Source organism: Vibrio sp. 10N.222.52.B12, assembly GCF_002875385.1.
Classification (GTDB): domain Bacteria; phylum Pseudomonadota; class Gammaproteobacteria; order Enterobacterales; family Vibrionaceae; genus Vibrio; species Vibrio jasicida.
Window position 1 is genome coordinate 1 of record NZ_MDAW01000105.1, and the last position, 21864, is coordinate 21864.

Genomic DNA, 21864 nt, shown 5'->3' on the forward strand with positions numbered 1-21864 from the left:
ATTTGTGTATAAGAGACAGCCAAGGGAAGGGGGCTTGAATTACCGACTGACGTTATTTTCTAGTATTTACAAATTGACGGATTTTCTTGCGTTGCTCCGCAGACAAAGCATTAAAGCGATCTTTAACGTTTTGAATATCGAAGTCTGAAGCGTTTACCTTCTCTGTGATTTGGTAAGCATCAAACTCATTGTTTCCAGTTGGTTTGAACACTGGTTTGCCATTTTCAAGTGGAATACGAACCTCTTCACCAGTGTTGTGTTTAATAACAAGGTCAAAACCGGAGTCAGTATTGTTTGGTTCAATAGTGCCTGTTGCTACCCAGTTATCATTGCCTTTTTCAGTGATGATCAGCGTTTGGTCGTGCCAAGCGTAGTCGTATGCCATGTTCGGGTTACCAACTTCGCCTTCGATTGGGTTTGATGGCGTGCCCGGTTTGATAACAGGCTTACCGTTCTCTAGCGGGATGCGAACCACTTCGCCTGTGCTGTGTTTGATGACTAATTCAAAGCCAACGGTTGTTTCTTCGATTGTTCCTGTCGCTACCCAAACATCGTTGCCTTTTTCAGTGATGATCAGCGTTTGGTCGTGCCAAGCGTAGTCGTATTCCATGTTTGGATTACCAACTTCCCCCTCGATTGGGTTAGATGGCGTCCCCGGTTTGATAATAGGCTTGCCGTTCTCTAGCGGGATACGAACCACTTCGCCCGTGCTGTGTTTGATGACTAACTCAAAGCCAACGGTTGTTTCTTCGATTGTTCCTGTCGCTACCCAAACGTCGGTGCCTTTCTCAGTGATAACGAGAGTTTGGTCATTCCATGCGTAGTCGTATTCCATGTTTGGATTACCAACTTCGCCTTCGATTGGGTTAGATGGTGTGCCCGGTTTGATAACAGGCTTGCCGTTCTCTAGCGGGATGCGAACCACTTCGCCCGTGCTGTGTTTGATTACTAATTCAAAGCCAACGGTTGTTTCTTCGATTGTTCCTGTCGCTACCCAAACATCGGTGCCTTTCTCAGTGATGACAAGAGTTTGGTCATTCCACGCGTAGTCGTATTCTATGTTTGGATTGCCAACTTCGCCTTCAATCGGGTTTGATGGCGTGCCCGGTTTGATCACTGGTTTGCCGTTCTCTAGGGGGATGCGAACCACTTCGCCTGTGCTGTGCTTGATAATAAGCTCGACGCCAGAGTTGGTTTTCTCAATCGTGCCTGTCGCTACCCAAACATCAGTGCCTTTCTCAGTGATAACGAGAGTTTGGTCGTGCCATGCGTAGTTGTATTCCATGTTCGGGTTACCAACTTCGCCTTCAATTGGGTTAGATGGCGTGCCCGGTTTGATTACTGGTTTGCCGTTCTCTAGCGGGATGCGAACCACTTCACCTGTGCGGTGCTTGATAACAAGTTCGACGCCAGTATTCGTCTTCTCAAGCGTACCTGTCGCAACCCAAACATCAGTGCCTTTCTCAGTGATGATCAGCGTTTGGTCATTCCATGCGTAGTCGTATTCCATGTTTGGATTACCAACTTCGCCTTCGATTGGGTTAGATGGCGTGCCCGGTTTGATTACTGGTTTGCCGTTTTCTAGTGGGATGCGAACTACTTCGCCTGTGCTGTGTTTGATAACAAGTTCGACGCCAGAGTTAGTCTTCTCAAGTGTGCCTGTCGCCACCCAAACATCAGTGCCTTTTTCAGTGATGACAAGAGTTTGGTCATGCCATGCGTAATCGTATTCCATATTCGGGTTGCCAATCTCGGTCTCGATTGGGTTATTTGGCGTCACTGAGATTGGCTTCATTGGTGAAGCCGGATCGGAACTTGAACCACCCGTGCTGATACTGCCTACCGCACCAACAAGAAGGCCACCAGCAATCGCGCCTGCGCTGTCCCAACTGCTTTCATCGGTAGCGTCTTCCGTTGCAAACTCACTCAATTCCATTTGTTGATTACGTGCATTCAAGCTAGCGACATACATCGCCTGTGAAGCGGAAAGTTGTTGATCAATTAAGATTGAGGTTTGACGATTAGCTTCACGAGTGTCGACTTGCACAGCGTAAGCATTAACAGAAAGAGAACTAAAAACGATGGTAGCTAGAAGTGATTTTCTCATTGGTGATTTCTCATAATCGCTTGGAAGAAAGGCAGAGCGATGTATGCCCGACCGATGAGAAAATCTTACTTTTAATACATCTGGACGAATATTGAGCAGAAGGAAAATGGGTATTAACTAAGAGTTAATAGGGTTGTGTGCCTGAGGTAATTGATTCAGTAAGTTAGAAATAATTGCCATTAGCCATTGCTGAACAGGGTCGAATCGATCCTTGTTGGGGTAATAGACATGAATCCGCTTAAGCAGTTTGTCCAACTGATCTTTCTTGATATCCAAAGCGGTGAGATTGGGATAACGCTCAATGTGGAAAAAGGCGGTATAGGGAAACAGCAGGTCTGTCTCTGCCAATATTTCCAGAATAGGGGATGGCAATTCGGAGCGAAACGCAATCTTTGGTGGAACATTGGGATAGTATTCTCGAAGTACTTTGATCGCGTATGGTTCATCGATGTTCCAATCCGTGACGAGCAAAAGCGCCAAAGGGTAGGAAATGGTGTCGGCCAACGAAATGGTTTTTGCTGCCAGAGGATGGTCTTTGCGAACGTAGATGCCAAACAAGTCTTGCCCCACCACTTCGCTAAGAATGTCTTTGCGCGAGAAAGGTAACTCGTAGTTAATGCCGACTTTACAGGTTCCATTGGCAAGATCATCGAGTGAGTTATTGTTCCAGCAAGGCAAATGAAGTTCTACGTTGGGCGCTTGTCGGCTAATTTCACTGAATAGATCTTTGCCTAAAGCTTGCAATAATATCGGGGAAATCGCGACGGTGATTTTACCTTCAAGCTCCGCAGGGTCGAATTGGTTGAGGGAGTTCAGCTTTTTCGAGAGCTTATCGAACGTTGGCTCAATGACACCGTAAAGTTCCGTAGCAAAGTGAGTTGGTGATAGCCCCGTTGGCACTTTGACAAACAACGGATCATCGAAATGGTTTCTCAACTTAGTCAAGGATTTACTGAGTGCGGGCGCGGTGACGAACAATCGATTAGACGCTTTTTGAAGATTTTGCTCCTGATAGATGACCAAAAAAGTTCTCAGAAGATTTAAGTCTAAGTTGGAGTATAAATCTTTCAATATTCACGCCCTTTGTTGTTGATGTTGCTTACTTTAATATCCTTAATTTAGTACTGAGAGTCAAAGCTGCAACAAAAGGTTGGACCTTTGACTAACGAGTGGATGGCTTGAATCAATTGACTGAACGCATCAATTAGATTTCGTAATCAAACACGATGATGTCTTCAAGCAGTGGTCTAAATACCTTTTTCAATGCATCGTGCTCTGGGTGAGGTAGGTAGTTCTGACGACCTGCTTCATCGGCAAACGTCATCATCACGGCGTGTGTGTAGTCTTTATTCTTTCCTTCTGGGCTGTTGTTTAAGCCCCACTCAACGTAGGTTACGCCTTCCACTTTCGTTGGCATGGCTTCGAATAGCTCTCGCAGTTGTTGGATTTTGTCGCTGGTGGCAGATGCTTTAAATTTGATGAGTAGAATGTGTCTGATCATGATTTTGTGCTGTTGTTATATTTTGTTGTGTTTGAAGAACAACACTATAACGGGCATCAACTCTAAAGTTAGCTTTTGGCGTCACAAAATAGGGAAACAAAAACGCGAGCACTTTGGCTCGCGTTTTTAGTTGGTCTAGTTAGGTCGGAAGTTGTTAGATGGGAACCGTTAACCTTCGATGCGTTTCACCAAGTAGAAATGCTTTTTACCGCGTTGAAGCAACCAGTATTGATCGAACAACGGGAAGTTCAAACTTGGGTTTTCTGCATCAACTTTCTCGCCGTTCACACTGATGGCGTTGTTGCCAATCAGTTCACGAGCAATACGCTTTGAGTTGCCTAAGCCTGATTCAACCAGTAGTTCTACCAAGTCTTGCTCAGCACTTTGCATGCTCGGTAAGCCATCGAGTTCCAACTGTTTTAGCTCGCTCAAACTTAGCTGCTGCACATTGCCACTAAATAGCACTTGAGTGATTCGCTCCGCACTTGCTAAGCCTTCTTCACCGTGGACAAAACGCGTCATTTGCTCTGCTAAGATACGCTGTGCTTGCGGTTTGCCTTTGCTCTCTTGGTCTTGTGCTTCAATCGCGGCAATCTCATCGCAACTCAAGAAGGTGTAGTAGCGCAGGAAGTGGTAAACATCGGCATCTTCCGCAGATAACCAGAATTGGTAGAAAGCGTAAGGTGAAGTTTTACTTGGATCCAACCACACTGCGCCACTTTCGGTTTTACCAAATTTAGTGCCGTCAGATTTGGTGATCAAAGGTAGGGTTAGACCGAAGACCTGCTCACCATTTTGACGGCGAGTAAGGTCAATACCACTAACAATGTTGCCCCATTGGTCATTACCACCGATTTGTAGGCGGCAGCCGCACTGACGGTTTAGTTCTGCGAAGTCGTAAGATTGCAGCAATGCGTAACTAAACTCGGTGAATGAAATGCCTTGGTCTGGACGTTGTAAACGTTGTTTAACAGACTCTCGGCTGATCATGGTATTTACGGAGAAATGCTTACCTATGTCGCGGAAGAAGTCGATCACGTTAATCTGCTTCACCCAATCCGCATTGTTTACCATGATCATTGGCTTGCTGACTTGGTTATTCATCAACTGTTGAATTTGATTCGACAGATCTTGTACCCAGCCCGTTACGGTTTCTTCTGAGTTTAAGCTTCGCTCTGTGGCTTTAAAGCTCGGATCACCAATCATACCGGTCGCACCACCAATCAGAGCGATGGCTTGATGCCCTGCATCTTGAAAGCGCTTGAGCATAATCAGTGGAACTAGGTGGCCGATGTGCAAGCTACCTGCGGTTGGATCGAAACCGCAGTACAAGGTTTGTGGCGTAGAAAGCAGTTGTTGAACTTGGTCTAAATCGCTCGCTTGGGCAATCAAACCGCGAGCTTGTAAATCTTCAATCAGTGTCATCGTCTTATCTTTATCTGGTTTGGTTGTATTCAGATTAAAAGGCGATGCGGAATCGAGATATATCCTTAAAGGGACAGTTTGTTATCTTGATTGGGTGATCAGGTGGTTAAGAAACAACTGAAAGAACTCACTTAACGACGCGACATTCAGCTGCGCGTAGATGCGTTTACGGTGGTTCTTAACCGTGCCCTCAGCCACATCTAGCTGCGTTGCTATCTCTTTGCTGTCATAGCCTTGCGCGATCAATGCCGTGATTTCTTGTTCTCGATTAGTGAGGACAGTTTCACCAAAAGATGCCAGTGCAGACTCAATCGCCGTACGCATTTGCCCTGAATAAGCGTTAGGGCTGAATACTGGTTCGGCGAGTGTAAACTCGGTTTGTTTCCAGTGCTGTTGGCACAAAGACTGGATAATGGCGAAGTAAGATTTAAGCTTGGTGACTTGAGGCTTGGTGAAGCGTTTGTCGTCTTGCATAAATCCAAAGTAGAGCATCACCCAACGCGTTGGTTCGATTTCGATCAGCATGCTGAGTTCATCTTTCCAGCCCGTTTGATGGTAGAACTGCTCACAGTAGGCATGGTAATCGAGATTGTTACGTGCGACGTCTTTGCTTACGACATCTTTGAGCGTAAAAATGCCTTGCTCTTTGCTGGCGTTAAGCTTCTGGTAAAACGGGTCGTTTTGAAAAGAGGTGGTGAGATAACGCTGGAACAAAAGCTCGCGCTCATTCTCAATCGAATCATAAAGATAGATAGGGTGTTTGCCTTCGCGGTAACCGAGGATCACCGCGCAATCAAAACTCAATAACGAAGCTATAACGCGCATCAGTTTGGGCGTAAAGCTTGGTGAGTTGAGGGCAGAAATTGTCTCTGCAAGTTGAGTGTTGAATGCGTCGTTAGGCATGGGAATTCGAGCGTGCGATAAAGGTTGAGATAAGCATAACGCAACAGACCGTGATCCCAAAGTGATCAAAAAAGGGAGCCCTGTGCTCCCCTTAAATAAATCGATGCGTTCTTGAGATTACTGCGAATCGGTCAGCTCTTTGTTGACCCAGTATTTCGAGCCAGAAACGTTCGCATCAACCAACAAGCCTGTGGTGTTGAGCTGATACACCGCCACGCCGCTGTTGAATTGCGCTGTCATCTCTTCGCCATCCTCACCAGCAACTAAAGATGCCTCGCTCGACGCTTCCCAGCCTTCCTCGACAAAGGTGTTGAAGTCTTTTTCTTCCTCAAACAGCACGACTTGTTGGTAGAACTTACCGCCAACACCAAGAGCAACACCCGCACCAAACATGTTCATGTAAGTGCGCTTATCCGTTGACTTGTTGACTGCAACACCAGAGCCGGAGTTAGTGTGGAACATCAGCGACAGTTTGCGTGAATCAAACACAGCATAGCCGTAAGCGTTGTCGTAGAGATCTTTCGCTTCTGGTTTCTCATTGAAGAGTTTTAGTAAGGTGCTATCCGCCATTAAATCAATTGCTTGGCGCGCTTCTTCTGGCGTATCACCTTCCATCAATTCATCAATTTTCTTATCGGCGTCGTCGATCCACTTTTTACTGGTTTCAATACTGGCATCGGTCCATTCACCCGCGGTGTTGATCGCATCTTCAGACCAGTTAGTGAAATCTTGCCAAGCTTGTTTAGAGAACGCCTTGGTGTCATCCCAAGTGTCTTTTGCAGTATCAGAGACGGCGTCACCAAGGTCTGAGAGACTGTTAGAAATGTCGTCCCAATCTGCGTAAGCCGGAGAGGCGAGTAGCGTTAAAGCGGTAACAAGTGCAAGTGACTTTTTCATAGGTCCATTCTTTTATGAAATCAGATTCTTTCATTCTAGGTGAAAAATCTCAGAGGGAAAATTAGCACGCCGTTTAGGTTGGGATTGTCGTCACGAACTCACAGAGCTTTGACATGATAGACAAAGAAAAAGCCCTCAAACCGAGGCTTGAGGGCTTTGCATTGCGAGTTGGAAAGGAGCGTATTACTTGCTCACTTTACCTAGCTTCAACCAAGTATCGATAACCGTATCTGGGTTCAATGACACAGAGCTGATGCCTTGTTCCATCAACCATTCTGCTAGGTCATCGTGGTCTGATGGGCCTTGGCCACAGATACCGACGTATTTGCCAGCTTTGGTTGCCGCATCGATGGCCATTTGCAGCATGGCTTTCACTGCTGGGTTGCGCTCATCAAATAGGTGAGCAACGTCGCCAGAGTCACGGTCTAGACCAAGCGTAAGTTGAGTCATGTCGTTTGAACCGATAGAGAAGCCATCGAAGTACTTCAAGAACTCTTCAGCAAGCACGGCGTTTGACGGTAGCTCACACATCATGATGACTTTCAGACCTTGGTCGCCGCGGCGTAGGTCGAACTTAGCCAGTAGGTCGATAACCGATGCCGCTTCGCTTGGTGTACGTACGAATGGGATCATGATTTCAACGTTCTTCAGACCCATCTCGTTACGAACGCGTTTGATTGCTTGAGTTTCTAGCTCGAAACAGTCTTCAAACACTGGAGAAATGTAGCGAGACGCACCACGGAAGCCGAGCATTGGGTTTTCTTCGTGCGGTTCGTAACCTTTACCGCCCACCAAGTTGCTGTACTCGTTCGATTTGAAATCAGACATACGAACGATCACGCGTTTTGGCCAGAATGCAGACGCGATAGTCGCGATGCCTTCGGTTAGCTTGCTAACGTAGAAATCGATTGGATCTTTGTAGCCACGGATACGCTCAGTGATCTCTGCTTTTAGTTCATCGCTTTGCGCATCAAAGTTCAGCAACGCTTTCGGGTGAATACCAATCATCTTATTGATGATGAATTCAAGACGCGCAAGACCGACACCTTCGTTCGGAATTTGAGCGAAGTCGAATGCACGGTCTGGGTTACCCACGTTCATCATTACTTTGGTTGGAAGCAGCGGAAGCTCATCAACCGCAGAGCGTTTGATTTCGAAATCCAGCTCGCCTTGGTAAACGTAGCCCGTTTCACCTTCAGCACAAGACACTGTTACGGTCTCGCCGTCCGTCAGTTTGCTGGTTGCATCACCACAACCAACGATTGCAGGAATACCAAGCTCACGTGCGATGATCGCTGCGTGGCAAGTACGGCCGCCACGGTTAGTGACAATCGCAGACGCCTTCTTCATCACCGGTTCCCAATCTGGGTCAGTCATGTCTGTCACCAGCACATCACCATCTTGCACCAGTGACATTTGGTCTAGAGAATCGACTAAGCGCACTGGGCCTTTACCGATACGTTGACCAATTGCACGGCCTTCAACCAACACATCTGCTTTGTTGCTTAGCTCGTAACGCTCAATCACGTTTTGCTCGCTTTGAGAGCATACTGTCTCTGGGCGTGCCTGTACGATGTAAAGTTTGCCGTCGATGCCATCTTTTGCCCACTCAATATCCATAGGACGTTTGTAGTGCTTTTCGATGATCATCGCTTGTTTTGCTAGCTCTTTGATCTCTTCATCATTCAGAGAGAAGGCGTTGCGCTCTTCTACTGACGTGTCGATGATCTCAACTTGCTTACCGATTTCTTGACGGTCTGAGTAGATCATTTTGATCTGCTTAGAGCCAAAGGTCTTCTTAACAATTGGGTGTTGACCCGCTTCTAGCATTGGTTTGTGAACGTAGAATTCATCAGGGTTAACCGCACCCTGAACCACCATTTCACCCAAGCCCCAAGAAGAGGTGATGAATACGACTTGGTCGAAGCCAGATTCCGTATCTAGGGTGAACATAACGCCAGAAGAGGCTTTGTCCGAGCGCACCATGCGTTGAATACCTGCCGATAGCGAAATGCCACGGTGGTTAAAGCCTTGGTGTACACGGTATGAAATTGCACGGTCATTGAACAAAGAAGCGTAAACGTGCTTGGTCGCTTCTAATACTGCATCAATGCCTTTTACGTTTAGGAACGTCTCTTGCTGACCAGCAAATGACGCGTCCGGTAGATCCTCTGCAGTTGCAGAAGAGCGAACGGCAACAGAAATCTCAGGATGATTATCTGTCAGTTCTTTGTAGTTATCACGGATATCTTGTTCAAGATCCGCAGGGAATGGCGCTTCTAATACCCATTGACGGATTTTTGCACCTGTCTCACGCAGTGCTTCTACATCCTCAACGTCTAGTTCATCAAGTAGTTGGTGAATGCGTTCATCCAAACCTTCGTGGTCTAGGAATTGATTAAACGCATAAGAGGTGGTCGCAAAACCGTTTGGTACTGATACGCCAACATTGGCTAGGTTAGAAACCATTTCGCCAAGTGAAGCATTCTTACCGCCGACTTTGTCGACATCATCCATGGATAGGCCATTGAACCAGAGGGTGTTCTTTTGCATGTCTTTCTCCAGAAACATTGCAGCAATTGTAGAGGGACTTAAAGGCAAACGATTACGTATTGACTAAAAAAAATTCTCAAGGAATTTTCAAAGCTGTGGGGAACGTAATTGCAAGCCAAATTGATTTATTAATATTATGTAAACCATCCTACTCAAATGAATTTGAAAAAATAAACAAAAATGCAAATAAATAGCCAAAGTCGTGATGTATTCTATGTTTCTGACGGAACAGCCATAACATGTGAGACATTAGGGCATGTTGTTCTGGGTCAGTTTCCTTTCATTGCTAATGAAAAAACCTTTCCTTTTGTCGAAACGCCAGACAAAGTTGCCGATGTTATTAAAGAAATTGAAATTTCCTACCAGCGAGAAGGCGTTAAGCCATTGGTATTCTTCTCAATTGTGGTACCAGAACTTCGTGAATTGCTTCGCAAAGCCCCTGCAAATTGTTATGACGTGTTAGAGAGCATTGTGCAGAAAGTAGGAGACGACATTCAAATGAAGCCACAACCAAAGCTGCAACGTTCACGCAGTGTTGGTAAAGATTCTGATACTTATTTCGACCGAATCGCTGCGATTGAATACACGCTTGCTCATGATGATGGCATCACTTTAAAAGGCTTAGAAGAGGCCGATATTATTTTGCTGGGTGTGTCGAGAAGTGGTAAAACGCCCACCAGTCTATACATGGCGATGCAATTTGGTATGCGCGTAGTGAATTACCCGTTTATTGCCGAAGACGTCAAGATGATGCGTTTATTACCGGAGTTTGAAATCCATCGTCATAAGCTGTTTGGTTTAACCATCAACCCTGAACGATTGAATGAAATCCGCGAGAACCGCTTGTCAGGCAGCGAATACGCCAGCACTGAGCAATGTAAGTTGGAGCTTGATACGGTAGAAGCGCTGTTCAGAAGAGAAGCTATCCCTTACATCAACACGTCATCGCTGTCGGTGGAAGAAATCACCACGCGTATATTAGAAAGAGCAGGAATGAAACGTCGCCTATTTTAAGGACATTTCCGGATATTACTTGAGTACAGAACTTAACAAGGTTCCGATAGCCAATATCGGCACCTTGTTTTCTTACTGGTGTGTCTTTTTATGGAGATCTTGCCTCAATTCATAGCGTTGATACTAAGTAAGCTGGGAGCCTTAACGGGTTTTGATCATTTGTGGTTTGCCTGCAATGAAAGCGATGCCAGTCCATACCAAGGAAATCGCAAATAGGAAAATCAAAGGCTCTTGCCAAGAATGAAAGGATTCATGCAAAAAGCCGAAAATCATCGGGCCGGTGGCGGCAAATAAATACCCGACGCATTGCGCCATACCGGACAGCGCAGCCGCCTGGTGTGCGTCGTGCGTGCGTAAGCCAACAAAAGACAGGCTAAGAATAAACCCGCCACCAAGACTAAACCCGATCGCAATGACCCACACCACAGCAAGCTGAGGCAATAGCATTAACCCGATAAGCCCCAATGCAGCGCAAGCTGAAATCATGCTGCTTAAACCGCGTTTGTCTTTCATTCTGGCCATAAGAGGGATAAGAACCAAAGCAGGAACAGCAGTGGCAAGTTGAAGCACCCCATGTAAGACGCCGGCTTCATTTTCTGAATAACCTTTTTCAAGCAATATGCTTGGTAACCAGCTTACGAAGATGTACATCATAAAAGAATTAAGCGCGAGGTAAGCCGTGACCTGCCATGCTGCGAGTGTGCGCCAAAGGTAATGATGGCCTTCCAATGTGGTGGTATCTGCCGTTGGTCGAGTATGTTGGTGTACTTGCGGTAGCCACAGCACAATCGCAAGAACTGGGAAAATCAAGACGCTAGCCAATGACAATCCCCAGTGTGGGATTTGGTCAATATGCCATTTGGTTGCCCAATCCATGATCGGATACGCTGCGCTTGCACTGAATGTTGATGCGACGCCCATCATCAAGACATACATAGAGGTGAGTGTCGTGACCTTATGAGGAAAATCTCTTTTCAGTAGGCTGGGTAAAAGTACATTTCCAAAAGCAATGCCAATGCCAATCAACAGAGTGCCAAGGTAAAGCATAGTAACTGCCCCAAGTGAGCGTAGGATAATCCCGAAAGAGATAACCACGAGCGCAAACATCAATGCTGGTTCTAGCCCTACTTTACGCGCAACGCCTGACGACACTGGAGAAAATACTGCAAAGGCGATCAAAGGCAAGGTTGTAATAAAGCCAGCGAAAGTGGGGGAAAGTCCTAAGTCTTTAGAGATGAAATCAAGAATGGGACCAACCCCGGTGATTGGTGCTCTTAGCGTGCTCGCGATAAGCATAATGCCAAGAATCAGGAGCAGAGGATGATTGAGCTTTACTTTATTTTTATGTGACATAATGTCGCCTCCTAGATAGTGGCGTCATAGTACGTCTTCGATTAGAATCTGAATTTATTGATATTGACATATTATTGCTAAAAACAGACAAATATGGCGAACCCCCTTCCTAGCTCTTACTTTGACTCCGATGACTATCACCAAAAAGTGGTTGCGCTACGGATGCATGAAATCGAGCAAGATGAAGTGCCTTACCATCAGCATCGCAAGGGGCAATTGATCATGCCTTTGACCGGATTTGTAAAGAGTCAGATAGAAGATGCGATTTGGATGGTGCCAAATCATTGCGCGGTGTGGATTCCGAGCCACATTCCCCACAATAATGATATTGCGGCAAATACTGATATTTGCATGCTGTTTGTCGATCCGGTTATTCAAGGTTTACCCAATAAAACGTGCACCTTATCGGTTTCTCCTTTATTGCGAGAGTTAGTCATAAAGCTTGCCAGCGAAGATAAAGATTATGATGAAGCAGGACGAGTTGGGCGTTTAGCTCAAGTTTTAATCGATGAACTTATTAGCATGCCGACAGAGCGGTTTGATTTTCCAATTCCGAGAGAGCCGAGACTCAATAAATTAGCGTATTGGATGATTGATGATCCGAACAATCAAATACACATTGGTCAATGGGCGAAATCATTGGCGATGAGCGAGCGCACTTTAGCAAGGTTGGTTCAACAAGAATTGAGTATGACGTTTGGCCAATGGCGAGCGCAATTACATGCGATTGTCGCGATACAAAAACTGTCGAAAGGAGAAAGTGTTCAGCGAATTTCCGAAGATTTAGGCTATGAGTCGGTTAGTGCGTTCATCACTTTTTTCAAAAAATTATTAGGTAAACCTCCTGCTCAATACATGAAAGATTTCCGTTGATGTCAGAGAGCAATTCATATCAACGAGATAGTGAGTAAGCCTTGAGGAGGCATAGTATTCGCCCCCTCATTGGTTGCAGATTATGTCATGCTTCTATTGACCTTTTACTTAGGTGATCAGTAAAACTCAAACATCTTTTGCACGGCTTGATAATCTTTAGTTTGTGTCAGAGACAACATCAATAAAATACGAGCTTTCTGCGGGTTCAATGTACCAGATGCAACGAAGCCATATTTGTCGTCGTCTATTTCTGCGTCCAAGGTAGTAGACCCAGTAGGCGTGCGAGAGCTGCGAACAACCATGATGCCATCTTTACTCGCCTTTTCTAACTCATCAAACACGCTATGGTATAAGTTCCCATTGCCCACACCAGCACTGACAATACCATCAAACTTCGCATCAACTAACGCTTTGACTGGCAAATTAGACGCGTTGGCGTAGTTATAAACAATGCCCACTTGAGGCAGTTTATCAAGTTTAGATACGTCAAAAGTGGTTTCAGTAGTGTGTTTGCGCTCTGGACTTCTTTGATATTTCGCGTCGCTGTTATGAATGTAGCCAAGTGGACCAAAGTTCGGTGATTGGAACGTGCTGACCGAAGTGGTGTTGGTCTTAGTGACATCACGGGCATCAAATATGGTGTCGTTCATTGCGACTAAAACACCGCGGCCTTGTGAGTCTTCATCTGTTGCGGTCACAACGGCATTGTAGAGGTTCACTGGGCCGTCTGCGCTCATCGCGGTAGAAGGTCGCATCGCGCCAACGATGACGACGGGTTTGTCGCTTTTTACGGTGAGGTCAAGAAAGTAGGCTGTCTCTTCTAATGTATCCGTACCATGAGTAATGACGATACCGTCGACATCATCTTGCGCGAGCAATTCATTGACGCGCTTCGCTAATTTCAACCATACCTCGTCATTCATATCTTGAGAACCGATACTGACAACCTGCTCACCAGAGATATCTGCAATCTTTGTCATGCTAGGCACCGCGTTGATCAGAGAATCTACTCCGACCTTACCAGCTGTGTAGCTGGATTCAGTGGCTGATTGTCCAGCGCCAGCAATCGTACCACCAGTCGCAAGAATCTTTATATTCGGAAGATCCGACTGAGCAAATGATAAAGAGCTGAAGCACAAACCAAGTGTTATCGCACTGAGGCGGAAAAGATTTTTCTTCATAGGGATCACCTGTTTTTGGGTTAGATGTTGGGGGAAGCGTTATCTATCCTAAAAATAGTACGGTAGATTTTTTGAGCACAACCTCACCAATTTACAGATAAAAATAGTGATCAACCAAGCACTTAAAGAATATCAAATCAGATGGTTAACGTAATCGACGTGCTTGATTAACAAGTGAGCCTTTCCAGTAATCTGGTCAACAATTGATTAATCGTAATTGATTCATTAGTAAATAAAGAAGCGCCGTTGTACCACTGGTCGGGAACAGGAAGTGGTAGAGCAGTTCCGCCTAACCAAAGTTCCGTGTAGTTCTAATGGTCTGTGCTTCAGTTAAATACAGGTTGAAGTTTTTGCAATTGGGATGACTGGCTTGATTGTACGTACTCAAGGAAGTCTTGTTTTGGTATAGGCTTTGAAAAGTAGAACCCCTGAATGTTATAGAACCCAAGCTCATGTAACACTCTCAGTTGAGAAGGATCTTCCACACCTTCGACTATGACCGACATATTTAAGGTTTGCGAAAGAGTATGAATGGCTTCGAGCAAAGGCTGGATGGTATGTCCGTTACTCAAGTTGTTCACAAAGACACGATCGATTTTTATGATATCAAATGGGTACTGAGTGATGAAATCTAAGCCTGAGTAACCGGTACCAAAATCATCAACAGCAATTCGGATACCTAGCCTTGATAGGCGGTCCAAGTGTGCACGCAAGGTCAAGAATTCGTCATCATTGAATATAGCCTCTTCGGTAATTTCAAACACCAAACGTTCACTAACTAGATAGTGATACTTCAATCGAGACTCGACTTCATTAATAAAATCTCCTCGAAGTATCAAAGAGCGACTCACGTTTACACTGATATAGCGCTCACTGAACATGATTTTGTTTTCGCTGATCATGGTGATTGCATTGTCTAAAACCAAGTAAGTGATTTGGTCTATCAAACCGACTTTCTCTGCCAAAGGAATAAAAATACCCGGAGAGATAAACCCTTGTACTGGATCGTTCCAACGGACTAATGATTCTCCACCAATTACAGTTCTATCTCGCTGATCGACAATTGGTTGGTAGTGCACGCTCAAATTACGGCCTTTTATAGCTTGTGTTAGTGAGAATTCTAAACTGTTTTTGGCAAATTTCTTTGATGAGAAAAATAGGTGTATGACCAGAGCACAAGCCATGCCTAATAGTCCGATCCAGAGTTTGCTTGCCAAGTATTGCCAATAAAATGGAAAGCCTATTGTTGAGTAGACGGTAAATGGTAATAGTTTGGATGTGGCTTGCTCTTGCCTAAGTTCATTTTGAGTGATGGTGTTTATCGCCGTTCTATCAATGATGTCGATACGATAATGCATGTCACCAAAGCGGAAGATATCGGCAACCAATATTTGCAAGACTTGTTTTGGAAAGACGACGCTGATACCTCGATCTTTTTGTTCAGTGAAGAAAAGGATCAAGGCTTGATTGTTGGTAAGTGCCCTTTGAGTAAATGATAACGTAGCATGTATGTCGCTATCTCCCAAACGATTCAATATGCTGGAATAGATACGAAAAGAAGGATGTCGTTCACTACTGGTACATAGAGCATTGCCATTCTGATCGAACGTAGAGATATCTTTCGCCATTCCTAAGCTAAAGATGCTTGTTCGTAAGTCATGAATTAGTTCATCGCATGATTTAAGGAAGTACTTGTCATCTAACAAAGGGAGCAATTGCTGCACATTATCGCGCAACTCAGTTTCGATCGCCGAAACTGCTTGTTCTGTGAGCTTTTTATGATGTTGATTTGCTAGGGGGATAAAAGCCAACATTGAAATCGTAAATGATAGTAGGCCAACACCGACCAACTGAAAATTATTATTCCACTTCTTAGACATTGTTTTAAAGAATTGATTGGTCACAGAATTAAATCGTGCAAGCAGGTAATGACATAAAACTATCTTAACCGTCTCAGTTTTAGGATTTGGTCAGCGTAAACTGTGATCGCTATCTTATAAAATATAGCTAAGTTACTATTTTAAAATAAAAAATGTCGATTTCATTCACCTTTCTTTAAAGCTTAATGCATGTGCATGCATGAACGCTTTAGAGCGGTTTTTACCATTTCATTCAGTAGATAATCATCAAAAAATGACTTACACAAAATGCGATGGAAACGCACATTTTTTCACGAGTGCTCTGACAATGTCCTAACGAAAACACAAATAACTTCGATTAATTTAGTCTCGGCAAACGTTTTCGTTGTGTGATATTCCACTATCAAGAGGTTAGAGAAATGATCGCGAAAATTTACTCTGTTAAAGTGACTTGTCCGTGCTGTGGTGAGCTGCATACTCAACAATCGAAAGATTGGTTTATTGACCGAACTACACCGTTCTTAGTTGGGGAGGGATATGACTTCCACTGCGGCTGTGGGCAGGAAGTTGAATTTTCTTTTTTGGCTCAACAACACGGTTCGATTGTCAGGCCGATGAGTGATTTAGGTATTTGATACGAGAAACCTACAAGCATTCTTTTCTGCAACACTGGTTCGATGTATCTAACGATAAATAAGTTAAAAAAAAGCGGCTTTACCCCGGAAAAGATAAAAAGCCGCTTGCTAATATAACCAAGTACTTAATGTGACTTGGATATAGACGTGTTAATCCACGTCTTAACGCATAATCATTTGCTCGCGACCAGGACCAACAGAAACCATTTTCACTGGCACGCCCATTAGTTCTTCAATACGTAGAACGTATTTTTGTGCCGCAACTGGTAGCTCTTCGAATTTACGACAACCAGTAATGTCTTCGCTCCAGCTTTCCATCTTCTCGTAGATTGGTGCTAGAGCAGCCGTTTGAGGCCAAATTGGGTTTTCGCTGTGCTCGCCTTCGTAACCAACACAGATTTTTAGATCTTTAAGACCCGTTAGACAGTCTACTTTGGTCAGAGCGATTTCAGTCGCTGCTTGAAGCTCAACGCCGTTCTTAGTCGCTACTGCATCAAAGTAACCCATGTCACGCGGACGACCTGTTGTCGCGCCAAATTCACCCGCTAGTTCACGGAATGCATCTTGCTCTTCCATTGCAGTGATTAGCGTACCAGTACCTACTGATGAGCTGAACGCTTTTGCTACTGCAATAACACGCTCTGGACGCAGAGCAGGAAGACCACTACCGATACCAGCGTACATAGACACAACGTTTGAAGATGTTGTCCATGGGTACTCACCGTAAACAAGGTCACGGCCCGCACCTAACTGTGCTTCGAACAGTAGAGTTTGGTCTTTTGCTTGCAGCTCTTTTAGTGGCAGCGTTACGTTGCAGATAGCATCACGCCAAGGTTCAGACACTTCTAGCAACCAGTTCGCCATTTCTTCAGCGGTTTGTTCGAATTCGAACGTTGGGTAAAGTGCACGTAGTTGTGGAAGTTTCCAGTCCATCCAGAACTTGATGCGTTCTACTAGAACTTCTGGTTGTTTCAACCAACCAACTAGGATGCCTTTTTTCATCACACGGTCGCCGTATGCAGGTGCAATACCTTGACGAGTTGAACCGTATGCTTTGTCGCCTAAGCGTTGTTCTTCTAGCGTATCTTCTAGTGCGTGTAGAGGTAGGCACAGTGTTGCGCGATCAGAGATGCACATGTTCACTTTAACGCCCGCTTCCGCGACTTCCGCAATCTCCTCAGACAGCGACGCAGGGCTGATAACCATACCCGGACCTAAAACTGCCAAACAGTCAGGGTTGAAAACGCCACTTGGTAGCTGGTGCAGCTTGAACGTGCCTAGGTCGTTAACTACGGTGTGACCCGCGTTGTTACCACCTTGGAAACGAATGCTTGCAGAAGCTTGCTCTGCCAAAAAGTCAACGATGCGGCCTTTGCCTTCATCACCCCAGTTTGCACCCACAACAACGATAGACGACATAATTCATTCTCCAAAAACAGACCGGAAAATCTTAGGATGCTCGCATGAATAAGAGAAATTAATTATACTCATTAACTTGATAAGAAAGTCATATCGGGTAATTTTCTATGTTGGATTTGAACTGGTTACGTACGTTTGTCACCTTGGCAGAAGTAAAACATTTCGGAAAAACAGCGATTGAACTGCACATGACGCAGCCAAATGTCAGTCTTCACATCAAGCAACTAGAACAAGCCACTCGTACCAAGTTGATAGAGCGCAACCCTGTACAACTGACTCAGGCGGGTAAGCGGTTATTAGACACTGCCGAACACATGTTGAATGAGCTGCAAATCTGCCAATCCGATCTCAATGCCATTAATGACTTAACGCAAGGAACGCTCTCGATTGCGGCGAGTGACATTGTCTCGCGTCTGTTACTTATCAAGCCATTCCAGCAGTTCAAAAACGAGTATCCTGGTATCGACTTAGCACTGTTCAACACCACTTCATCGCAAGCGGTGGATTTGGTAAAAAGTGCTCGTGCTGACATCGGTTTTGTTATTGCGCAGAAAGAGAGTCAACCACTGCACTTTACGTCGCTGACCCAGATTCATTGGTGTGCTTTCGGCGATAACATTTTCGATTGGCGAGATAACAGCGAAGAGAACCAAACACTTATCTTGCTCGGTCACGATACCCGAACGCGTGAGTTGATTGACGCGTCTCTGCCAGAGCTAAACCTGCCAAAACATAGAGTCATGGAAGTGGGCAGTGTAGAGGCTCAAATTGATTGGGCAGAAGCCGGATTCGGAACCGCAATTGTGCCGGACTTCTCACTCGATCCTAGATTGAAACTATCAAGAAAAGTGACGCCGTTACCCAGCTTCCCCAACACCGATTTTGGCTATATTGTTCGCCAAAACCAAGTGCTGTCCAAAGCCGCCAAACAGTTATTGAAGTGGGTGGGTGAGAATGTATCTGTGGTGGGGTAAAGCTTAATACAGTTCTTCGAGGTTAAGCACGTTAAGTTCACAAACACTATAGATTTCATTAGTGATGGGTTCCGTTTTTGTTGTCGGATAAGTGAAGACTTTGAGTGGGGTGTCCAAGTTGCAGGTCAAGTTTTCAAGAGAAATGAACAGAAGGGGAGACGGGTGAAATGAATGGACTTTTGATTGCCATATCGTTATCTCATTACCTCGAAATTGGGTGCTGAGATCCAGCTTTACTCGAATATCTTGCAATGACTGATGTTGATGTTTTGAATCTAATAGCACGGCTTCAAAAACAAAGTACCCTTCCGCATTAGATTGTGTCGAGTCAGATACAACACCTTTGAAAACAATCGTCCTTTCGATATTGATGCCCTCAACGGGCTTGCCATTTAAACGCAGATAGCCAGATATATAAGGACTTAAAACACCTTTCATTTTTCATGTCACCTCTTGCTGAAATATAAAAGGTGTCAGAATCTTTAAAGTTTATTGAGCGAGCAAGAATAAACCTTGTATTTTCGACTAAAATCACCACGCTTTGAAAACGATTAAGTTTTCTCGATGAAAAAATGAGGCGAGCTGTTTATCATAGGCAACGAAATTAACCATGCCACTATTGTGATGACTGACAAGATTATCTCCATCCCTCTACCATCTTTGATTCACCGAATTGGTGGTGATCATGCTAAGCGAGCCAAAGCTATCGCCGCAGAGAACAAGTGCGAACTGAAGCGTATTCGACGCTCGCGTAATTGGGAAATTGCAGGGGAGGCTTTGGATTTGAAAGCGTTCCTCGATCATATCAAGGCAGAAGAATCTGAGCCAATGCAATTTGTGATCAACAAAATGGAAGTTGGTCTTGCCAAGCACAGCGATAAGCTTGAACCTTTGGAAGCCAAGCTGATTCGATTCGTCTTGGAGAATCCAAACATTACTTTGGCGGAGCTAATGTCGGAAACCAACTGTACCATCGCCCAAGCTCGAACGGCGCGTTTCGATGCTGAGATGCTATAAACCTGAAAGTTTCTTCTCCTATTCCCTGTCTATATAGGTAAGCGATTGATTATCAAACATCGGATATTGTAGAGAGGGAAGGTTATGAAGCTGATATTGAAACTGTTGAGCGTATTCTTCATTTGGGGGAGTTTGACGCTTCCTGCTTTCGCTCTTGATCCTGTTTATAGCGACTTTCTCGGTAAAGCGATTCGTGGCTATGACCCTGTCGCCTACTTCACTCAATCAAAACCAGTCAAAGGTGACAGCGACTTTACTTACCGTTGGAATGATGCCAAATGGTACTTTTCATCGGCTGAAAATCGAGATGCATTCGTGAAAAATCCTGAGAAATTTGCACCGCAATATGGCGGCTATTGTGCTTGGGCAGTGAGCAAAGGCTATACCGCTAAGATAGATCCTAATGCGTGGAACATTCACGATGGAAAGCTCTACCTAAACTACAGCAAATCCGTTCAAGCCTCTTGGCAACAGGACATTCCGGGCAACATTGCGAGCGGGGATAAAAACTGGCCGAAGTTACTCGCAGAATAACGAAGTCTAACAAGATAAAAGGTCGCTATTACAGCGACCTTTTTCAATTTTGGTTCCATGAAATGGAGCATTACCACATCAGATCGTCTGGTACGACGAAATCTGCGTACGGGTCATCTTCTGCAGGGATATCCGCTTCTGGTTCTTTCTGTTCGATGATCACAGACTCGTCACGTTGAGCAATCTTGTTCGCAACAGGACGAGGAATGACCACATAGCTTTCACCAACGATGGCGATTGCCAAGATGCCTTTGATCAACTGATCACGGACAAGTGAATCGACATAGAGAGATTTCACTAGCGTGCCGTGAGTGAAATTGTATTTGATGTCACCATCTTTCAAATCAAGCTTGTTCATTTCGATTAGCTGAATGATTTGCGCTTTAACTTCTTTGCTCAAACGCTCGTTGTTTTGCTGCTCGCTAAGTTGCTTGTCACGTTCTAACTGCTGACGTTTGTTCTCTTCAACCGCCGCTTTTACTTCGCGGGCTTGAACGCGTGATTTTTTAGAGCCTTTCTTAGCTTTCTTCAGTTTTTTCTCGTTAACCAAGCCTGCTTTTAGCATCTGCTCTTGAAGGGTAAGTTTTGCCATGTTCTATCCGGTTAGTGCGCAATTTTGTGCATTTTAACCAGTCAGAAGACGCAAAGGAAGAGGGGGAAGTCCTTCTCATTGATATTGAGTTCGCTAAGGTAAGGAGAACAATGGAAATGAGCAATGGTTAAAATATAGAACTTGATTCGATAAAAAATAGTAAAAATAAAGAGACTATCATTCTGTAATATAATTTAGTAATTATTAGATAATTCCAACGGCCTTTACTTTAGTGTGCTTATTGTTATTTATTCTTCGATTTATTGTGAGGCTGATAATATTAGTAATCATTGATGTAGTTGATTTTTATTTTATTGATTTTAATTTTGTCGATGTCAGTCACAAAAAAAAGGCAGAGGAAAAAAACTCAATTTATGATCCTTTACCATAACTCGATAACCCTCACCGTTGAAATCTATTATTTGTAATGATCGATATATTGCTGTCCTTTCCGACCAATGTGTTCTTTGTGCCGTTTGTTTTTCTTCTTTTGATTATGTGCATTGATCTCATCTTTAATGTTGTAGATGTGGCGGTCGCAGATATCGATTTATTTGAATCGGGAAATCTATTTAGTGGTGGGCTCTTATTGCCCCCGATATTATCTAAAGTCCCACTAGCGGTGGGCCTGTGCGTGAGTTTCTTCTTTGCCACTATTCTGTCTTTCTATTTTTCTTCTTTTATAGATCAATACATTAGCACTACTACAGCGATGATTGCGAAAGTCGTTTCTATACCTGTTAACTTCTATTTGTCTTTGTATATTAGTGCCAAGCTATTAAGCCCATTAGCGCCACTCTTTGATAAGAGTAAGGCGTTTGCAAAGGTCGATTTTGTAGGGATGAAAGCAAAGGTGCACAGTGGTGAAGTGAATGCTCAGCGCGGTGAAATTATTGTCCATCATAATGGCAGTGAATTCTTACTGGATGCCCGAATATTAGAGTCGGATGCACCCATTGAATATGGCAACGATGTCGTAATCGTTTCTCTAAATAAACAAAAAAAATATTACATTATTAATCAGTAG

General features: G+C 44.5%; 20 protein-coding genes. 7 read left to right on the top strand and 13 right to left on the bottom strand.

The features are described from left to right. Positions 1-52: 52 nt before the first annotated feature. The 7 genes from BCT11_RS07840 to ppsA form a co-directional block, all read right to left on the bottom strand. Entirely contained in the window at positions 53-2107 is a 2055-nt protein-coding gene (locus BCT11_RS07840; RefSeq protein ID WP_102387840.1) for a hypothetical protein, read from the bottom strand. 117 nt (positions 2108-2224) lie between these two features. Beyond that, positions 2225-3178 carry a LysR family transcriptional regulator gene (locus BCT11_RS07845; RefSeq protein WP_102387841.1) on the bottom strand — a complete coding sequence of 318 codons (954 nt, stop codon included), beginning with the start codon at positions 3176-3178 and terminating at the stop codon, positions 2225-2227. Between the two features lie 133 nt (positions 3179-3311). After that, positions 3312-3608 carry a Dabb family protein gene (locus BCT11_RS07850; protein ID WP_102387842.1) on the bottom strand — a complete coding sequence of 99 codons (297 nt, stop codon included), beginning with the start codon at positions 3606-3608 and terminating at the stop codon, positions 3312-3314. A 168-nt stretch (positions 3609-3776) separates the two neighbouring features. Beyond that, positions 3777-5033, bottom strand: a complete 1257-nt coding sequence (gene tyrS / locus BCT11_RS07855; RefSeq protein WP_102387843.1) for a tyrosine--tRNA ligase — start codon at positions 5031-5033, stop codon at positions 3777-3779. An 81-nt stretch (positions 5034-5114) separates the two neighbouring features. Further along, the gene (locus tag BCT11_RS07860; RefSeq protein ID WP_102387844.1) at positions 5115-5936 is read right to left on the bottom strand and encodes a LuxR family transcriptional regulator; all 822 of its coding nucleotides are present in this window, start codon (positions 5934-5936) and stop codon (positions 5115-5117) included. A gap of 117 nt (positions 5937-6053) precedes the next feature. After that, positions 6054-6833, bottom strand: a complete 780-nt coding sequence (locus BCT11_RS07865; protein ID WP_102387845.1) for a hypothetical protein — start codon at positions 6831-6833, stop codon at positions 6054-6056. 183 nt (positions 6834-7016) lie between these two features. Next, positions 7017-9386, bottom strand: coding sequence for a phosphoenolpyruvate synthase (gene ppsA / locus BCT11_RS07870; RefSeq protein ID WP_045421882.1), 2370 nt, complete (start codon positions 9384-9386; stop codon positions 7017-7019). Positions 9387-9566: 180 nt separating this feature from the next. On the opposite strand from ppsA, the gene BCT11_RS07875 reads away from it, so the two are divergent. After that, positions 9567-10400, top strand: coding sequence for a pyruvate, water dikinase regulatory protein (locus BCT11_RS07875; protein ID WP_038865048.1), 834 nt, complete (start codon positions 9567-9569; stop codon positions 10398-10400). 141 nt (positions 10401-10541) lie between these two features. On the opposite strand, the gene BCT11_RS07880 is transcribed toward BCT11_RS07875, so the two are convergent. After that, the gene (locus BCT11_RS07880) at positions 10542-11753 is read right to left on the bottom strand and encodes an MFS transporter (protein WP_045483720.1); all 1212 of its coding nucleotides are present in this window, start codon (positions 11751-11753) and stop codon (positions 10542-10544) included. 93 nt (positions 11754-11846) lie between these two features. On the opposite strand from BCT11_RS07880, the gene BCT11_RS07885 reads away from it, so the two are divergent. After that, positions 11847-12626, top strand: coding sequence for a helix-turn-helix transcriptional regulator (locus tag BCT11_RS07885; RefSeq protein WP_102387846.1), 780 nt, complete (start codon positions 11847-11849; stop codon positions 12624-12626). A 116-nt stretch (positions 12627-12742) separates the two neighbouring features. Here BCT11_RS07885 and ansB read toward each other — a convergent pair whose 3' ends face one another. Then, complete coding sequence (ansB, locus tag BCT11_RS07890) at positions 12743-13807, bottom strand: L-asparaginase 2 (protein WP_038865054.1); 1065 nt, start codon at positions 13805-13807, stop codon at positions 12743-12745. A gap of 326 nt (positions 13808-14133) precedes the next feature. Next, complete coding sequence (locus BCT11_RS07895; RefSeq protein WP_102387925.1) at positions 14134-15621, bottom strand: EAL domain-containing protein; 1488 nt, start codon at positions 15619-15621, stop codon at positions 14134-14136. A 464-nt stretch (positions 15622-16085) separates the two neighbouring features. Here BCT11_RS07895 and BCT11_RS07900 point away from each other — a divergent pair, with 464 nt between their 5' ends. After that, positions 16086-16301 carry a hypothetical protein gene (locus BCT11_RS07900; protein WP_080774341.1) on the top strand — a complete coding sequence of 72 codons (216 nt, stop codon included), beginning with the start codon at positions 16086-16088 and terminating at the stop codon, positions 16299-16301. Between the two features lie 162 nt (positions 16302-16463). On the opposite strand, the gene BCT11_RS07905 is transcribed toward BCT11_RS07900, so the two are convergent. Further along, on the bottom strand, positions 16464-17720 hold the full coding sequence (locus BCT11_RS07905; protein WP_102387847.1) for an adenylosuccinate synthase: 1257 nt from the start codon (positions 17718-17720) through the stop codon (positions 16464-16466). 107 nt (positions 17721-17827) lie between these two features. Here BCT11_RS07905 and BCT11_RS07910 point away from each other — a divergent pair, with 107 nt between their 5' ends. Then, positions 17828-18694 (top strand): LysR family transcriptional regulator, encoded by an 867-nt coding sequence (locus BCT11_RS07910; protein WP_045463339.1) that lies wholly within the window; start codon positions 17828-17830, stop codon positions 18692-18694. A gap of 3 nt (positions 18695-18697) precedes the next feature. On the opposite strand, the gene BCT11_RS07915 is transcribed toward BCT11_RS07910, so the two are convergent. Beyond that, positions 18698-19132 carry a DUF6795 domain-containing protein gene (locus BCT11_RS07915; RefSeq protein WP_102387848.1) on the bottom strand — a complete coding sequence of 145 codons (435 nt, stop codon included), beginning with the start codon at positions 19130-19132 and terminating at the stop codon, positions 18698-18700. Between the two features lie 186 nt (positions 19133-19318). Between BCT11_RS07915 and BCT11_RS07920 the strand changes: the two genes are divergently transcribed. After that, positions 19319-19711 carry a ribosome recycling factor family protein gene (locus BCT11_RS07920; RefSeq protein WP_102387849.1) on the top strand — a complete coding sequence of 131 codons (393 nt, stop codon included), beginning with the start codon at positions 19319-19321 and terminating at the stop codon, positions 19709-19711. An 84-nt stretch (positions 19712-19795) separates the two neighbouring features. Next, positions 19796-20245: a YHS domain-containing (seleno)protein gene (locus tag BCT11_RS07925; protein WP_020194663.1), complete on the top strand. Its 450-nt coding sequence runs from the start codon at positions 19796-19798 to the stop codon at positions 20243-20245. Between the two features lie 70 nt (positions 20246-20315). On the opposite strand, the gene BCT11_RS07930 is transcribed toward BCT11_RS07925, so the two are convergent. Next, positions 20316-20837, bottom strand: a complete 522-nt coding sequence (locus BCT11_RS07930) for a DUF2058 domain-containing protein (protein ID WP_038865060.1) — start codon at positions 20835-20837, stop codon at positions 20316-20318. Between the two features lie 427 nt (positions 20838-21264). Between BCT11_RS07930 and BCT11_RS07935 the strand changes: the two genes are divergently transcribed. After that, entirely contained in the window at positions 21265-21864 is a 600-nt protein-coding gene (locus BCT11_RS07935; RefSeq protein WP_038876667.1) for a DUF1449 family protein, read from the top strand.

Bases quoted from the DNA above. Each gene is read 5' to 3' on its own strand.
- BCT11_RS07860 (WP_102387844.1), bottom strand. From the start codon at position 5,936: ATGCCTAACGACGCATTCAACACTCAACTTGCAGAGACAATTTCTGCC.
- BCT11_RS07900 (WP_080774341.1), top strand. From the start codon at position 16,086: ATGATCGCGAAAATTTACTCTGTTAAAGTGACTTGTCCGTGCTGTGGT.
- BCT11_RS07865 (WP_102387845.1), bottom strand. From the start codon at position 6,833: ATGAAAAAGTCACTTGCACTTGTTACCGCTTTAACGCTACTCGCCTCT.
- BCT11_RS07930 (WP_038865060.1), bottom strand. From the start codon at position 20,837: ATGGCAAAACTTACCCTTCAAGAGCAGATGCTAAAAGCAGGCTTGGTT.
- BCT11_RS07925 (WP_020194663.1), top strand. From the start codon at position 19,796: ATGAAGCTGATATTGAAACTGTTGAGCGTATTCTTCATTTGGGGGAGT.
- tyrS (WP_102387843.1), bottom strand. From the start codon at position 5,033: ATGACACTGATTGAAGATTTACAAGCTCGCGGTTTGATTGCCCAAGCG.
- BCT11_RS07840 (WP_102387840.1), bottom strand. From the start codon at position 2,107: ATGAGAAAATCACTTCTAGCTACCATCGTTTTTAGTTCTCTTTCTGTT.
- BCT11_RS07910 (WP_045463339.1), top strand. From the start codon at position 17,828: ATGTTGGATTTGAACTGGTTACGTACGTTTGTCACCTTGGCAGAAGTA.
- BCT11_RS07905 (WP_102387847.1), bottom strand. From the start codon at position 17,720: ATGTCGTCTATCGTTGTTGTGGGTGCAAACTGGGGTGATGAAGGCAAA.
- BCT11_RS07885 (WP_102387846.1), top strand. From the start codon at position 11,847: ATGGCGAACCCCCTTCCTAGCTCTTACTTTGACTCCGATGACTATCAC.
- BCT11_RS07915 (WP_102387848.1), bottom strand. From the start codon at position 19,132: ATGAAAGGTGTTTTAAGTCCTTATATATCTGGCTATCTGCGTTTAAAT.
- BCT11_RS07875 (WP_038865048.1), top strand. From the start codon at position 9,567: ATGCAAATAAATAGCCAAAGTCGTGATGTATTCTATGTTTCTGACGGA.
- BCT11_RS07850 (WP_102387842.1), bottom strand. From the start codon at position 3,608: ATGATCAGACACATTCTACTCATCAAATTTAAAGCATCTGCCACCAGC.
- BCT11_RS07920 (WP_102387849.1), top strand. From the start codon at position 19,319: ATGACTGACAAGATTATCTCCATCCCTCTACCATCTTTGATTCACCGA.
- BCT11_RS07895 (WP_102387925.1), bottom strand. From the start codon at position 15,621: ATGTTGGCTTTTATCCCCCTAGCAAATCAACATCATAAAAAGCTCACA.
- BCT11_RS07935 (WP_038876667.1), top strand. From the start codon at position 21,265: ATGATCGATATATTGCTGTCCTTTCCGACCAATGTGTTCTTTGTGCCG.
- ansB (WP_038865054.1), bottom strand. From the start codon at position 13,807: ATGAAGAAAAATCTTTTCCGCCTCAGTGCGATAACACTTGGTTTGTGC.
- BCT11_RS07880 (WP_045483720.1), bottom strand. From the start codon at position 11,753: ATGTCACATAAAAATAAAGTAAAGCTCAATCATCCTCTGCTCCTGATT.
- ppsA (WP_045421882.1), bottom strand. From the start codon at position 9,386: ATGCAAAAGAACACCCTCTGGTTCAATGGCCTATCCATGGATGATGTC.